Source organism: Kurthia sibirica (assembly GCF_003143975.1).
Classification (GTDB): domain Bacteria; phylum Bacillota; class Bacilli; order Bacillales_A; family Planococcaceae; genus Kurthia; species Kurthia sibirica.
This window is the reverse complement of sequence record NZ_QFVR01000009.1, coordinates 71,250-84,706: the sequence shown is the minus strand read 5'-3', so window position 1 is coordinate 84,706 and position 13,457 is coordinate 71,250. Positions and strand designations below refer to the sequence as shown.

Here is a 13,457-nt window from a genome sequence, read left to right as displayed (position 1 = left end):
AGACCAATGACTGATTTTTATTAAAAAATTGTTTGAAATTAACAAATTCAGTGAAAATGATAATTATATAACTTTTTCACGTTATAATTAATCAATTAATTAAGGAGGTATACCGTGAATTTTGTTATATTATTGTGCATAACTTTATGTATGACGCTGATTTTATCGTTGATCATTCAAAAAAGAAACCCAACTAGTTTATTTATGACGATTTTCTTTGGCGCCACGCTTATTCAATTTTTACTATTACTTTTCATGTTATTTGCTCGTTACGATGAACAGCTCGCAATCTATTTAATGTTGCCATTTATCATTGTATTCTTATTTTTCTCACTATTTTGGATTGTTATTTTAATCGTTGGTATTATTATTAATACGCATACTGTCTTAAAACATGAAAGAAAATCGATTGCTAATCTATTACCTGTTTTAACGTTAGTTGCAGCAATTAGTATTGAAATTCTCTTAATGATTTTAAATCATTACTTTAAAGATCATGCGACAATTCGATTAATTACAACCTTCGTCAGCGCAAGCATTACATATATAGTCACCATTTTCATTATTTATACGTGTACGGCTGTCCTTTATAAATACATGCCCACGACACAGAAAATGGACTATATTTTAGTCTTAGGTGCAGGCTTAAACAAAAATCAAGTGACACCTCTATTAGCTGGTCGTATTGATGCAGCTATGCGTTTTTATATACGCCAACTACGTACGAAAAATAAGGCTGCAACAATTATTGTTTGTGGTGGACAAGGGGTCGATGAGACTATCTCAGAGGCGCAAGCGATGCATGATTATATTGTGACATATTATGGTCATGATATACGAATTTACTTGGAAGACGAATCAACTACAACGGCTGAAAATTTTCAGTTTGCAGAGAAAAAAGCAATTGATCAAGATGGTATAACAGGTTTTTCAGCTTGTCACATAGCACTTGCCACAAGTTCTTATCATTTGCTACGTGCCGGTAAAATTGCACAACAACAATCGATCCGTGCATTTGGTATCGGTGGGAAAACCAAATTCTATTATATACCTACTGCATTTATTCGTGAGTTTATCGGTTATATTGTCATGAAACGTCGATTGCATGGTTGTTTTTTAGCTCTATTATTTGTCTTTTTACTGCTCAATCAACTACTTTAAGGGAGTGATTTCAATGAAAAAACCAAGTAATTATGCCATTTTTATCGGTATTTTATTTATTGCTATTGGTTTCGTATTTCTCATTAAACCAGAATTTGCTTTACGTACGATGATTATTATTGCTGGTATTCTAGCATTAATTAAGGGTGTCAGTGACTTATTCATGTACTTCCGTCTTAAAAAAGGAGGTAGGAAGGCTGACTTCAGTTTATTATTGTCAGGCATATTTATTTTATTACTCGGAATCCTCCTGCTATTCAACAACTATTTCGGCAGTGTTTTCATCGGCGTTTTATTCGCTATTTGGTTTGCATTTGAAGCTTTAGCAACCTTATTTTCCCTTCGTTTTTTCACAGTAAAAAAGGGCTTTGGTTTCTGGTTTCTACTCATCTTATCACTCGTAAGTTTAGCATTAAGTGTACTGTTACTCATCCGCCCCATTTATTCAGCACTTAGCTTTACACTTATTGTCGGACTCTTTTTCCTTTTCCAAGGAATTGTTTTGTCAGTCATTGCAGTTAAGTTTAAAGCTTGGTTTTCAGAAAAATAGAATTAGGACTACTGCTATAGGGCTAATTTTATTGACCGTATAGCAGTTTTATTTTAAAGGAGGAATAAACAATGTGTACAGCACTTACTTTCAACAGTAGTAGTCACTATTTTGGTCGTAATTTAGATGTAGAATTGTCTTATAATGAAGAAATTGTCATCACACCAAGAAATTATCCTTTTCACTTTAGAAAAATGCCGTCGGCAACAACTCATTTTGCAATGATTGGTATGGCTACTGTAGTGGATGATTACCCTCTCTATTTTGATGCTACTAACGAAAAAGGTCTGAGTATGGCCGGTTTGAACTTTCCCGATAATGCTCACTTTTTCCCACTACACGATAAAAAAGACAATATCTCCCCTTTTGAATTTATACCGTATATATTAGCTAACTTTGCGACAGTTGATGAAGCTCGACATGCTCTGACAACTATCAACTTAGTAGATATCCCATTTAATGCCTCGCTACCGTTAGCACCTTTACACTGGATTATAGCTGATCAACAGCAAGCTATTGTTGTCGAATCAACAAAGGATGGCTTGCATGTATTTCAAAATGATATCGGTATTTTAACCAATAATCCGACATTTGATTTTCATCGCCTTAACTTATCTAATTATCGACAATTAAGTGCTAGTAATCCGACCAACTCTTTGTCAAATAAAATTGATTTACCTGCATATAGCCGTGGTATGGGTGCTATTGGTTTACCTGGTGATCTCTCATCGGCTTCACGTTTCATACGTGCCACTTTCATGAAATTTAATGCGGTTAAACCAACCACTGAAAACCTTAGTGTCTCTCAGTTTTTCCACTTATTGCAGTCTGTAGCAATGCCGATGGGTGCTTGTGAAATATCACCACATGTGTATGAATACACTCTCTATTCATCGTGTTGTAATATGGATGAAGGCATCTATTATTATAAATTATATAATAATAGCCAAATAGTTGCTGTTCACCTTTTCCATGAACTAATAGATTGTTCAAAAATTATTCGTTACCCTTTGCAACATCAGCAACAAATCAATCATATAAATTAGCAAAAAAACCAACTATTGGCGAAAATAGTTGGTTTTCTTCATTGAAGGTCGTTTAAAAATAGCTCTATTGATTAATTTTTACATATACTGTTTTATTTCTTGTAAACTCTGCTACCGAATCTGTACCAAAACCAGATTTTTTAAATCCACCAAATGGTAATTCTGGTCCTACACGACGAAAATCATTCACCCAAACACTCCCAGATTTAATTTGACGAATTAATCGATTTGCACGATGTAAATCATTCGTCCAAAGTCCGGCTCCCAATCCGAATTCCGTATCATTTGCTAATGCTAGTACTTCTTCTTCTGTATCAAATACTTGAATTGTCGCAACAGGACCAAATACTTCTTCTTGGCAAATTCTTAATTTATTCGATGTTACTTCAAGTAGAGTCGGCTCCAACCAATAGCCATGTGCAAGTTTTGGGTTGTCTGGATGTACTACCTCACCTCCTGAGTGACCACCTATAAGTACTTTTGCACCTTCTTCTTTTGCCAGCTCAATATAGGAGCGTACCTTATTGTAATGTGCTGCGTTGGCGATGGGTCCCATAGCAGAAAGTGGATTTTCTGTATCACCAAGTGGTATTTCAGCTGAAACGATTTGACGCACTGCGGCGATTACTTCGTCATAAATACCTCGTTGCACATAAATTCTCGAACCTCCTACACATAACTGCCCGGCATTTCCTGTGAAAATACCATTGAGTGTCAAACCAAATGCTGCTTGTTGTATAGCGGCATCATCAAAAATAATATGTGGTGATTTTCCACCTAATTCTAAAATCATAGATTTTGGAGAATCGGCCGTCGATCGAGCAATAGCACTTGCAGTTGCGCCAGAACCGGTTAAAGATATTTTGTCGACGAGAGGGTGGCTCACTAAATGAGCTCCTACATCTTTGCCATCACCACTTATTACATTCAGCACACCGGGTGGTAAAATTTCGTTGATTAGCTCACCATACCTTAGAGAAGATACAGCTGCTAGCTCAGAAGGTTTAACAACGATGCTATTTCCTGCTGCTAATGCATATGCTGCTTTTATTGTAAAAGTAAACAGTGGTGCATTCCAAGGAATAATGGCAGCAACGACACCATATGGCTCACGAATTGTATACGCTACAATATCTTCACCAGCGTTTATTGTTTCACCCTTTGTCCCACTAATAGCTGCGTTGATGGCATCCAACCAAATACTTGCTAAACTAGGGATTAAACCATATTCTGTTTCGCGGATTACCCAGCCATTATCTACTGTTTCTAGCTTTGCTAGTTCTTGCCCATGCAGTAAAATATGGTCATGGATTTGACGTAAATAATCGGCACGTACAGCTGATGTCAATTTGCCCCAACTGCTGGCACCTTCAACTGCCGAATATACAGCAGCGTCAACATCGTCTTTATTACTTGCAGGTATTTTAGCAAATACGGAACCTGTCGAAGGATTGACACTATCGAAATAGGATTGACTAGAAGGTGGCTGCTGCTCACCGTGAATTATGTTCGATAAAATAAGTTCTTTTTTTGTCATTTCCATTCTATTCTCTCCTTTTTTCTACCAGCCTAACGCAGTTGCAGCTTGCTCGTAGTATTGCTCTGTACTACCTAAATAATTTTCATAAAAACGTGCTCGTTTAACGAAAAGATGACAATCCAACTCTTCCGTAAAACCAATACCACCATGAATTTGAACGCTATGGTCGGCCAGTTTATTGAAGGCTTCCGTCGCATAAATCCTCGCAGATGCAATGGCCTCTACTCGATCTGGTGCGTGTGTATCATATGCCCAGTTTGCATAATGCGATAATGATCTAGCTGTTTCTAATTCCATTTTCATATCGACAATTCGATGTTTAATCGCTTGAAAGCGTCCAATTGGTTGACCAAATTGTTCTCGAATATTAGCATATTCTGTCACCATTGCTACGAGTTTATCCAAGCTACCTACAATCGTTGAAGATAATGCGGCATTAAACGCCAACAATCCTTCTTGCAAAATTCCCCAACCAGTATCCATCGTACCTAGTATCTGCGTTGTATCATAAGGAATAGCTGTTGCTACAAGAGCAGCTGATTTCCGCGTTGCATCAATATTTAATTGGGGTTGTACAGATAATTCAGAAGTCGGTACGATAATGAGTGTGATCCCAGCAATCTCTCTACCAGCTGTCGTACGTGCCACAACAAGTGTATAATCTGCTATTGCTGCATCTGGTACAAGTATTTTTTTGCCATTTAACAGCCCATTTTCAGCATTGAATTGTACGCCTGCTGGTCGATAGGAGCTATTGGATTCCAACCAAGCAATCGTCCATGTTTCTTGACCTGCAGCAATTTTTGGTAAATGCTTTTCCTGCTGCTCTTTCGTACCATATTTTTGAAGTAGCGGCACTACCAATGACAAGGTTTCTAGCAGTAACCCCGGCAATAATACAGCACCAATCTCCTCATAAATAGGCACTAAATCCAATGCTGCTAATGCCATGCCACCGTATTGCTCTTCAATATTTAAAGACATGCAACCAAGCTCCGCTAATCCATCCATTGCGGATTTCAAGGCCACATCATTACCTTCTAAATAATTTCGTGCAATTTTTGTTTGCTCTAAATCATTCAAATATTTTCGTACATAATTACGAAACATTTCCTGTTCTTCACTCAATGAAAAGTCCATTATTGTCCACCATCCCTTCGATTATCGACCCATATCTTTTGGCAGTCCTAAAATGCGCTCTGCGATTGTATTTTTCTGAATTTCACTCGTACCTCCACCAATTGTTTGGCCAAACGAGTACAAGTAATTATCTTGCCAATACGATTTCCCTACTACTGCATCATCTTTCCATAGCAAACCTTGGTGACCTTGAATCGAAATCGATTGCGCGAGCAATTGCTTCGTTAATTCACTTACTAATAATTTATCCATCGAGCCTTCTGCCCCTGGTTGACCTGTTTTTAATGATTTGGTTAAATTGCGATAATAATTTAATAAAGAGCCACGTGTTTTCATATACAAATCCATTAAACTTTTACGTACGGCTTGTTTTGTCAACAGGCTTTCTCCATCTTCAGTTGCCTGTCTTGCCAGATCAACAAGTTCATTAAATTGTTGTTCCAATGTGAATACCTGTGCCCCAATTCCTGTCCTTTCATGCATTAATAATGCAATAATGACACGCCAGCCTTCATCTACCTCCCCAATAATCTCGGCATCTGTTGCTTTGGCATCATTTAAGTACACTTCATTAAAGTCATGATGACCATCCATTGAAATAATCGGTACAACTTCGACTCCTTCTTGATGCATATCTGCTAAAAAACATGTAATGCCTTTATGTTTTTTTTCAAATTTAGCTGTACGGGTTACGAGAAAACATTTGTCAGCCATATGACCAAAGCTCGTCCATACTTTTTGACCATTGATCACCCATTGCTCCCCATCTTTCACTGCAGCAGTTTGAATTGCTGCCACATCAGAACCTGCATTAGGCTCTGAATATCCTTGACACCATACTTCTTCACCTGTTAGTATTTTTTTCAAATAACGCGCCCGTTGTTCTTCTGTTCCAATATGAATTAATGTTGGACCAACCATATGAATACCAACATAATTGACTAGTGCAGGTGCATTTACACGTACCATTTCTTGGTGATAAACAATTTCTTCCATGAGCGTAGCATCACGTCCACCATATTTTTTTGGCCATGCAATGGCTGCCCAACCTCCTTCATACAGTTGATTTTGCCACTGCCTTAAAAATAACTCATAGTCCTTCGTATCTTTCACAAGTGGGAAAGTACCATCTAGCCACCCTTGTGGTAAATTATTTTCCAACCATGTTCTAAGCTCCGTACGAAATGCTTCTTCCTTTGCCGAAAATGCGAAATCCATCGTTGTTTCCCCCTTTATACGAGTTCCCATTGTGGAATTGCTCGTTCTTCGTTCATATCCACCCAAATCATTTTTACCATTTTTCCGATAGCAACGTCATCGGGTTTACAATGTAAAACATTACCTATAATTGTAATGTTTTGTTTTTCAAGTTTTACTACGGCGATTACTAATGGCATATCTTCCATCGTATAACCTGGTAAAAATGGGCGATACGAAATCACATATGAATAAATTTCGCCTACAATATCTGTTCCCTGTTCTTCCCAAGTTACATTTTGACTACCACAGTGGCAACATGCTGGACCTGGTGGTTGCGCATATTTACCGCAATCCGTACATTTTTGTAGTGTTAGCATATGTTGGTCAGCTGCATCCCAATACGCTGCATTATCGCTATTTTTCATTGGAATGGGTTGTGTATAAGTTTCGGTTTTTAGCTGTTCAGTCATCCTTATTTCCTCCTTATTTGTGTAATAGCATCGCGCCAGCAATATCTGGTCCCGCCCAACCTGTACAAATACCTAAGTCATGATTTTGCGCTTGGCGAGCTGTTCCACTATATTCACCACGCACTTGACGTACAATTTCTAATACATTATTCATCCCATGAGTATAGCCCTCAGCTAACATACCACCCGCTAAATTTGTCGGCAGCTGACCATCTATTCTTAAATTGCCTGCAGCCACAAAATCACCTACTTGACCTTTTGGTGCTAAACCATAGGCCTCCAACTGACGAATCACAACCCAGCTATAACAGTCATAAATACTTGCTACTTGAATATCACGTGGTTTTACACCTGTTTTTTCATAAAGATCTGCTGCTACATAATCCGCTGCTACTTCATCAATATTTTGCCAATAGTGTGCATGTTTTACTGTACGTCTAGCAGAAACCCCTAAAATATATGCTGGCTTTTGTTGTAAAGTTTGCGCATGTTTTGCCGACGTAATGATCAGCGCATTTGCTTCATCCGATTCTAGACAAAAATCATGCTTATTAAATGGATCACTTAGTGGTGCTGTCGCTAAATAGTCTTCCATTGTTAAGGGTTTACCGTAAAAAAACGCTTTTGGATTTTTTTGTGCATATTCATAAGCGGATAAGCAAACATGTCCTAAATGTTCCTTCGTAATGCCATTTACATGCATATGACGTTGAGCAAATAAACCAAACCATTGCGAAGGGCTACCAGCACCGTATGGAATGATAAAGGAACCACCGTCCAAAGCACCTTGTAACATATCTGTACTCCAACCACCTCCGCCCATTCGAACGCCTGAACGACCGTTCATCGCACGATAGATTAAAATAGTATTTGCTTGACCTGTTTCGATTAATGCAACAGCATCCGCAATAAGTAATTCAGTACTCGAACCGCCACCCGATATGTCTTTGACGTATTTTGGATGTGCACCAAGATATGTAGCAACTTGGTGTGCCGTACAAGAATCACCTTCTGAATAACTCATAAAACCATCGATTTCCTTAGCATCTAAACCAGCATCTGCAATTGCTGCTCTCGCCGCATCCAAAGCTAAATGTAGGGGTGTCGTACCTGAATTTTTTGATCTGGCACTTTCGCCAACTCCAACGATGGCATATTTACTTGCAATTGATTGTGTCATTCGTAGTCCTCCTATTTAGTGAAATTCAAGAATAGCCTGGCCTGTTCCAACGATAGTGTCTTGCTCTTTTGATGCATATAACGTCAGCGCTGCACAGCTCTTTCCCTCATGCTCTGACAAACTTTTTACGACAGCTACGCAAGTAATTTCATCATTTGGAAATGTCATTGCACCAAAACGCATTTTATATTGCTTCACTGTAGCGGTATCACCTGCCAAGTTTGTGACGTATTTTCCTAATTGCCCCATTATGAGCATGCCATGTGCAATAACACTTGGCATACCAATTTTTTTCGCAAATTCATCGTCTGTATGCAGTGGATTTAAATCGCCTGAGGCTTTAGCATATTGTTGTAATTGTTGTCTTGTTATCAGTTTATTGACGTCAACCGTTAACGTTTTCCCTACCGTCAAATCTTCATATTTCAACATTTGTAACGCCCCCTTTATCGTTGTTTTTGCAAAGCTCTATAGACGATGTTCATGCGACTAGTGACAACTAATTCACCCACTACATCTAGCATATTTGTGTCAATCACTATAAATTCCATCACACCATTTTTCCCCTTTTTTTCATAGACATCGCTGACGATACTATGGCATGATAAAATATCGCCTACATGAATGGGACGCATATATATAAACTCTTGCTCACCATGTAACATCCGTCTTTGATCCAAGCCTAAATCGAAACCTTTTTCATTTGCTGCTGCGACGACTACTGGAAATGTTAGCGGTGCAATAATTGTTGGATACCCCATTTTTTTTGCATGTTCTTCATCGCTATATAATGGATTATCATCCCCAATAGCTTGTGCAAATTCTTTAATACGCTCGGCTGTTACCTCAAATATAAAATCGATACTTTTTTGACCAATTATACTTGTCATAGACATAGTAATTTAACCTCCTATCGCTGATTTCATTGTCGTTGGTTGCTTGAGTGTAATCATCGCATCCGCCGCTTTAACACCTTTGTTGTAGACAATAATTGGATTAATATCAAGCTCCGCAATTTGATCTTTATAGTCCAACATTAGTTCAGAGACTTTTAATAACACATCAACGATTGCATCCTTATCTAAACTAGACATGCCACGTGCACCATCTAAAATAGCCTTACCTTTCAGCTCATCCAGCATGTCATAGGCATCTTTTTTAGAAAATGGCGCTACTCTGAACGAGACATCTTTGAATATTTCAACAAAAATACCACCGAGACCGACCATAACAACTGGACCAAACACGGCATCATTATTAGCTCCGATTATTACTTCAACACCCTGTTGTAACATCTCTTGAACTGAAACGCCATTTAAGAGCGCCGTATCATTGTATTTTTTGGCGTTCGCCATAATATCTTGGTAGGCATCACTTACTTCTTTCGCTGTTTGTAAATTTAAGCGAATCGCATCTGCTTCCGTTTTATGTGGGATATCTGCCGAATCAATTTTCATAACGACGGGGTAACCGATTTGCTGTGCAAAACGCTGAGCTTCTTCAACATTGACAGCTACAAAATGCTGCGTTGTTGGGATTTGATAGGCTTGTAAAATAGCAGTGGATTCCGCTTCGCTCAGTGTTAATTTATCAGCCATAATACTTGGTATTTCTTGCTTTGACACCTTCTCCACAACCAGTTCTTCCTCAAACTGAGCATTGTATTTCTCAGCGTATTTCACAAGTTTTCCCAAAGCTCGAATTGGATTTAACGCCCCTGATATGACTGGAATACCATTGTCAACTAATTCTGCTGTCGCTTGCGGGTAATTCATACCGGCAATTTCAAATGTTGTGACGCAAATAAATTTGTCAGAATTTTTACAAATAGCAATAAATTCTTGCAGTATAGGCATCTCTTTTGTCCAATTGAAAGGGAATTCTGTAAAGATAATATTATGAATAGTTGGATCTGCAACCAAGGCTTTCATTGGTGCTAAAAATAACTCCGGATTTGTAACTGATGCTGCTGCTGTCAAATCAATTGGATTTGTTGCACTCGCAAAACCTGGAATATCTTCACGGATTTTCGCTGTTGTTTTTTCCCCTAACTGCACAATTTCCAATCCAACACTCTCACAGCGATCGGCTTCATTTATACCTCGACCACCCGAACTCGTAATGATGACGGTATGATTCCCTTTCGGTAAACGATTGGCTTGAAATAATTTTGAAAATGAAATAATATCGTCATAGTCATCTGCTCTGACAATGCCCGTCTGTTTGAAAAACGCATCATAAATAGCATCCGAACCAGCCAATGATGCTGTATGTGATGCTGCTGCGCGACTACCCGCTTCACTTCTTCCTGTCTTCATCAGAATAATGGGTTTGTTACGGCGCAATGATTCTTTTGCTAATAAACGTAGACGTGCTGGATTTTTTGCTCCCTCCATATAGCCCGAGATAATTGTCGTATGATCGTCATATACCATGTATTCGATAAAATCCGAAAACTCCGATTCCATTTCATTACCTGTGCTTACAAAATAATTAAATAAAATACCATTTTGAGCAGCTGCCATATACGTTAATACGCCAAATGCGCCACTCTGTGAAACATAACCTACACCTTTTTTACCATTTGAAGGGACTGCTAATATTGCTGGTGAGAACGTACCGATTAAACCGTTGGAGGTATTGACAAGACCTACGCAGTTTGGACCAACGATTCGAATACCAAAACGTTTTGCCATCGCCGTCAACTTCACTTGTAATGCAATGCCATCTTCTCCTGTTTCTGAAAATCCAGCTGCAAAAATGATGATTGCTTTAACACCTTTATTGGCACAGTCGATAATACCCGCTTCTATTTGGTTGGCACCTGTACACATAATTGCAAGATCTACATCTCCTTGTACTTCAGCTACTGTTTTGTAACATTGTAGTCCCGCGATCGACTGTGCTTCACGATGGATAGGATAGATTTTCCCAGTAAATTTACCATCCAATAAAGCTTGTACTTGCATATAGCCAATTTTGTACTTATTTTCGGATGCCCCTAGTACCGCAATCCCCCTTGGATTAAAAAGAGGCTCTAAAGCTTTATAATTTTCCGTTCCTGTCATTTTTACTCACCTCATATTTTTATTAACAGAACTTTCTGTTAAGTACAATAATAGACGATGATAAAATAATGACCGCTCTACTTCATTAGCTAAATTAATAAAGTAATAAGGCAATTTAATTATTTTAGACTGCGCTAAAAGCTAGTTGGCAGTAGATTTTAAAAATAATGACACTTTTTTTCAGTGCATGATAATCACGACTTTTGTACAACCGAACGTCGACAAGCGTACATGTAAGCGTATACATTTTTTAGAAAAAGAGATTGTCTTGTACCGTATAGACACAAAAAAACCCTGAATCATAAAAAATTCCAGGGTTGTATCCATTCTAACCATTATTTATTTCTTTTTTTGTTCGATTTTTTTATACTGCTCTGTAATAGCTTTAGGCGGTTTAATAACAACTCCTGTCTCAAACCAAACACGGCTCCAGCCCTTCATATCTGCTATTATTTCATCCCACTTATCATACTGCCAACTGTCTATGACGCCATCAAGTTGTAGTTGGTCTAAAGCACGCTCAAATCGTTCTCTCGTACGCGATGGCGTCCGTTCATTAAGCTTCATACCAATAGATTCAAACATTGTACTAATTGTATTTGGCGTTTGAAAACCGCCTTTACGTGCCACTGTTCTCCACCGCCATGACAAATAGCGACAAAGTCGTTTTTCATAAAGTTGTTGCACCGGATGATAATGAAGCGCTTTCATATGTTGCAGCGCTATTTGACGACCTGAACCTGCTAAATAAGCTTCAAAGACATCATCAATAGCAAAATAAATATATTTTGTAGGTTTTTCAGCATCTACTTGGTGATCATTGAACTGTTCATCTTTGAATAAAAAAGTTCGTCCTTGTAAATTTGTAATTTGGGGCTTACCATTTTCGTAACTCAGTACTTTTGATAAATTCATGTAGATACTTTGTATATTACACAGCGATTGCATAATTTGCTGTTTCTGTTTAACATCAAAACCACCGCGTCGTCCATCTCCACTACGCTTTGGTTTTAAACCACGAAATTTCAATAAATCGACGAGCTCCGTACGAATTACTTCCTTCGTTACACGTTTTTTAGATAAATATATATTGCAAAGCGCATCAAAAACATCGACGTCAATATCTGAAATAGTTGATGACTGATGCCAAGCAAATTCAATTGGATTTTTTTTCACTAAGGGGCGCAATTCAATTTGCCCTTCTGTATTACCTTTGTAGATGGTCGTTACTGGAAAAGATGAAAATGGGTTATTCGTAAAATTATTTTTATAAATAGCTTCTCGTACAATTTGGTATGGCATATTGTTCATGACGAATAAATGCTGATCTGTCGTAAATGATAATAAGATACTTTCATTGCGTGTTCGTTTTACTTGTAACTCATCTAATACACGTTGAAATTGCTCTTTTTCAGTAAACTCTAAAATGAGTTCGTCAATCCATTTTTGTAAATACACCGTTGTCGACTGCACCATAAAATCTTTAAATGGTTGATGTTTTTCTAATTGTTCGGTCATACAAATAAAAAATTCATCGTTCATGTCTTCATCTGACAATGCTGTTAACTCTTCAATAGAACGCGTTTTTAACATACCCTCTATCACCCAAAGCTTCACTTCATCTCTAAAATCCTGATAAAAATGACGCCATTCTTCTTCATTTAGACAGTTTGAGGCATAGATGAGTTTTTGGATTGCTAGTAGAACATCGTCGATTACATATGTATCTTTAAATTTCCCAATCGAAGTATCATTCTTTTTTAAATAATAACTCACGAGCGCCTTTGATAAACCGATGATTGTCTCCTGTCTAGCCTGCATACGAATACTAAAAAATATGCCCTCATTTTCCGCATAGGATTTGTCCCAAACGATGAAAGATTTTGACGTTAAATTAAATGTCGTTTCCGACAATTCAATTACCGCTGAGTTATCGAATTTATGTGTCAAAAAATCATATTTATTCGTCATTTTTGCGTTGCTATAGATACATAAAATATAAAAATCATTGATTCTTGCTGCCACTTCTTGCCGCTGTTGTCGAGAGATTAATCTATTCATCATGTCGAACACCTCTTCCCGCCATGTTAGCCTACTCTATT

At 37.9% G+C, this 13,457-nt stretch carries 12 protein-coding genes; 3 read left to right on the top strand and 9 right to left on the bottom strand.

Annotated features, from left to right (window positions below; translation table 11 throughout):
* The first annotated feature begins 114 nt into the window (after positions 1 to 114).
* The 3 genes from DEX24_RS08615 (at position 115) to bsh (ending at position 2,757) form a co-directional block, all read left to right on the top strand.
* On the top strand, positions 115 to 1,161 hold the full coding sequence (locus DEX24_RS08615) for a YdcF family protein (protein WP_109306019.1): 1,047 nt from the start codon (positions 115 to 117) through the stop codon (positions 1,159 to 1,161).
* Positions 1,162 to 1,174: 13 nt separating this feature from the next.
* The gene (locus DEX24_RS08610) at positions 1,175 to 1,711 is read left to right on the top strand and encodes a DUF308 domain-containing protein (RefSeq protein WP_109306018.1); all 537 of its coding nucleotides are present in this window, start codon (positions 1,175 to 1,177) and stop codon (positions 1,709 to 1,711) included.
* Positions 1,712 to 1,782: 71 nt separating this feature from the next.
* Positions 1,783 to 2,757 carry a choloylglycine hydrolase gene (gene bsh / locus DEX24_RS08605; RefSeq protein WP_109306017.1) on the top strand — a complete coding sequence of 325 codons (975 nt, stop codon included), beginning with the start codon at positions 1,783 to 1,785 and terminating at the stop codon, positions 2,755 to 2,757.
* 64 nt (positions 2,758 to 2,821) lie between these two features.
* On the opposite strand, the gene DEX24_RS08600 is transcribed toward bsh, so the two are convergent.
* From DEX24_RS08600 to DEX24_RS08560, 9 genes are all read right to left on the bottom strand, one after another.
* Positions 2,822 to 4,300 (bottom strand): aldehyde dehydrogenase family protein, encoded by a 1,479-nt coding sequence (locus DEX24_RS08600; protein WP_211310119.1) that lies wholly within the window; start codon positions 4,298 to 4,300, stop codon positions 2,822 to 2,824.
* 18 nt (positions 4,301 to 4,318) lie between these two features.
* Complete coding sequence (locus tag DEX24_RS08595) at positions 4,319 to 5,437, bottom strand: acyl-CoA dehydrogenase family protein (protein WP_109306016.1); 1,119 nt, start codon at positions 5,435 to 5,437, stop codon at positions 4,319 to 4,321.
* A gap of 21 nt (positions 5,438 to 5,458) precedes the next feature.
* Complete coding sequence (locus DEX24_RS08590; RefSeq protein ID WP_109306015.1) at positions 5,459 to 6,655, bottom strand: acyl-CoA dehydrogenase family protein; 1,197 nt, start codon at positions 6,653 to 6,655, stop codon at positions 5,459 to 5,461.
* A 14-nt stretch (positions 6,656 to 6,669) separates the two neighbouring features.
* Entirely contained in the window at positions 6,670 to 7,107 is a 438-nt protein-coding gene (locus DEX24_RS08585; RefSeq protein ID WP_109306014.1) for a Zn-ribbon domain-containing OB-fold protein, read from the bottom strand.
* A gap of 13 nt (positions 7,108 to 7,120) precedes the next feature.
* Positions 7,121 to 8,287, bottom strand: coding sequence for a thiolase C-terminal domain-containing protein (locus DEX24_RS08580; RefSeq protein WP_109306013.1), 1,167 nt, complete (start codon positions 8,285 to 8,287; stop codon positions 7,121 to 7,123).
* A 15-nt stretch (positions 8,288 to 8,302) separates the two neighbouring features.
* Positions 8,303 to 8,719: a MaoC/PaaZ C-terminal domain-containing protein gene (locus DEX24_RS08575; RefSeq protein WP_109306012.1), complete on the bottom strand. Its 417-nt coding sequence runs from the start codon at positions 8,717 to 8,719 to the stop codon at positions 8,303 to 8,305.
* A gap of 14 nt (positions 8,720 to 8,733) precedes the next feature.
* Positions 8,734 to 9,183 carry a MaoC family dehydratase N-terminal domain-containing protein gene (locus DEX24_RS08570; protein WP_109306011.1) on the bottom strand — a complete coding sequence of 150 codons (450 nt, stop codon included), beginning with the start codon at positions 9,181 to 9,183 and terminating at the stop codon, positions 8,734 to 8,736.
* A gap of 6 nt (positions 9,184 to 9,189) precedes the next feature.
* A complete protein-coding gene (locus tag DEX24_RS08565) occupies positions 9,190 to 11,355 on the bottom strand; it encodes an acetate--CoA ligase family protein (RefSeq protein ID WP_109306010.1) in 2,166 nt (721 codons plus the stop codon).
* 339 nt (positions 11,356 to 11,694) lie between these two features.
* Positions 11,695 to 13,419: a hypothetical protein gene (locus tag DEX24_RS08560; RefSeq protein ID WP_109306009.1), complete on the bottom strand. Its 1,725-nt coding sequence runs from the start codon at positions 13,417 to 13,419 to the stop codon at positions 11,695 to 11,697.
* Between the last annotated feature and the right edge of the window lie 38 nt (positions 13,420 to 13,457).

Coding starts and splice junctions, on each gene's coding strand:
- DEX24_RS08610 (WP_109306018.1), top strand. CDS start 1,175: ATGAAAAAACCAAGTAATTATGCCATTTTTATCGGTATTTTATTTATT.
- bsh (WP_109306017.1), top strand. CDS start 1,783: ATGTGTACAGCACTTACTTTCAACAGTAGTAGTCACTATTTTGGTCGT.
- DEX24_RS08600 (WP_211310119.1), bottom strand. CDS start 4,300: ATGGAAATGACAAAAAAAGAACTTATTTTATCGAACATAATTCACGGT.
- DEX24_RS08595 (WP_109306016.1), bottom strand. CDS start 5,437: ATGGACTTTTCATTGAGTGAAGAACAGGAAATGTTTCGTAATTATGTA.
- DEX24_RS08590 (WP_109306015.1), bottom strand. CDS start 6,655: ATGGATTTCGCATTTTCGGCAAAGGAAGAAGCATTTCGTACGGAGCTT.
- DEX24_RS08585 (WP_109306014.1), bottom strand. CDS start 7,107: ATGACTGAACAGCTAAAAACCGAAACTTATACACAACCCATTCCAATG.
- DEX24_RS08580 (WP_109306013.1), bottom strand. CDS start 8,287: ATGACACAATCAATTGCAAGTAAATATGCCATCGTTGGAGTTGGCGAA.
- DEX24_RS08575 (WP_109306012.1), bottom strand. CDS start 8,719: ATGTTGAAATATGAAGATTTGACGGTAGGGAAAACGTTAACGGTTGAC.
- DEX24_RS08570 (WP_109306011.1), bottom strand. CDS start 9,183: ATGTCTATGACAAGTATAATTGGTCAAAAAAGTATCGATTTTATATTT.
- DEX24_RS08565 (WP_109306010.1), bottom strand. CDS start 11,355: ATGACAGGAACGGAAAATTATAAAGCTTTAGAGCCTCTTTTTAATCCA.
- DEX24_RS08560 (WP_109306009.1), bottom strand. CDS start 13,419: ATGATGAATAGATTAATCTCTCGACAACAGCGGCAAGAAGTGGCAGCA.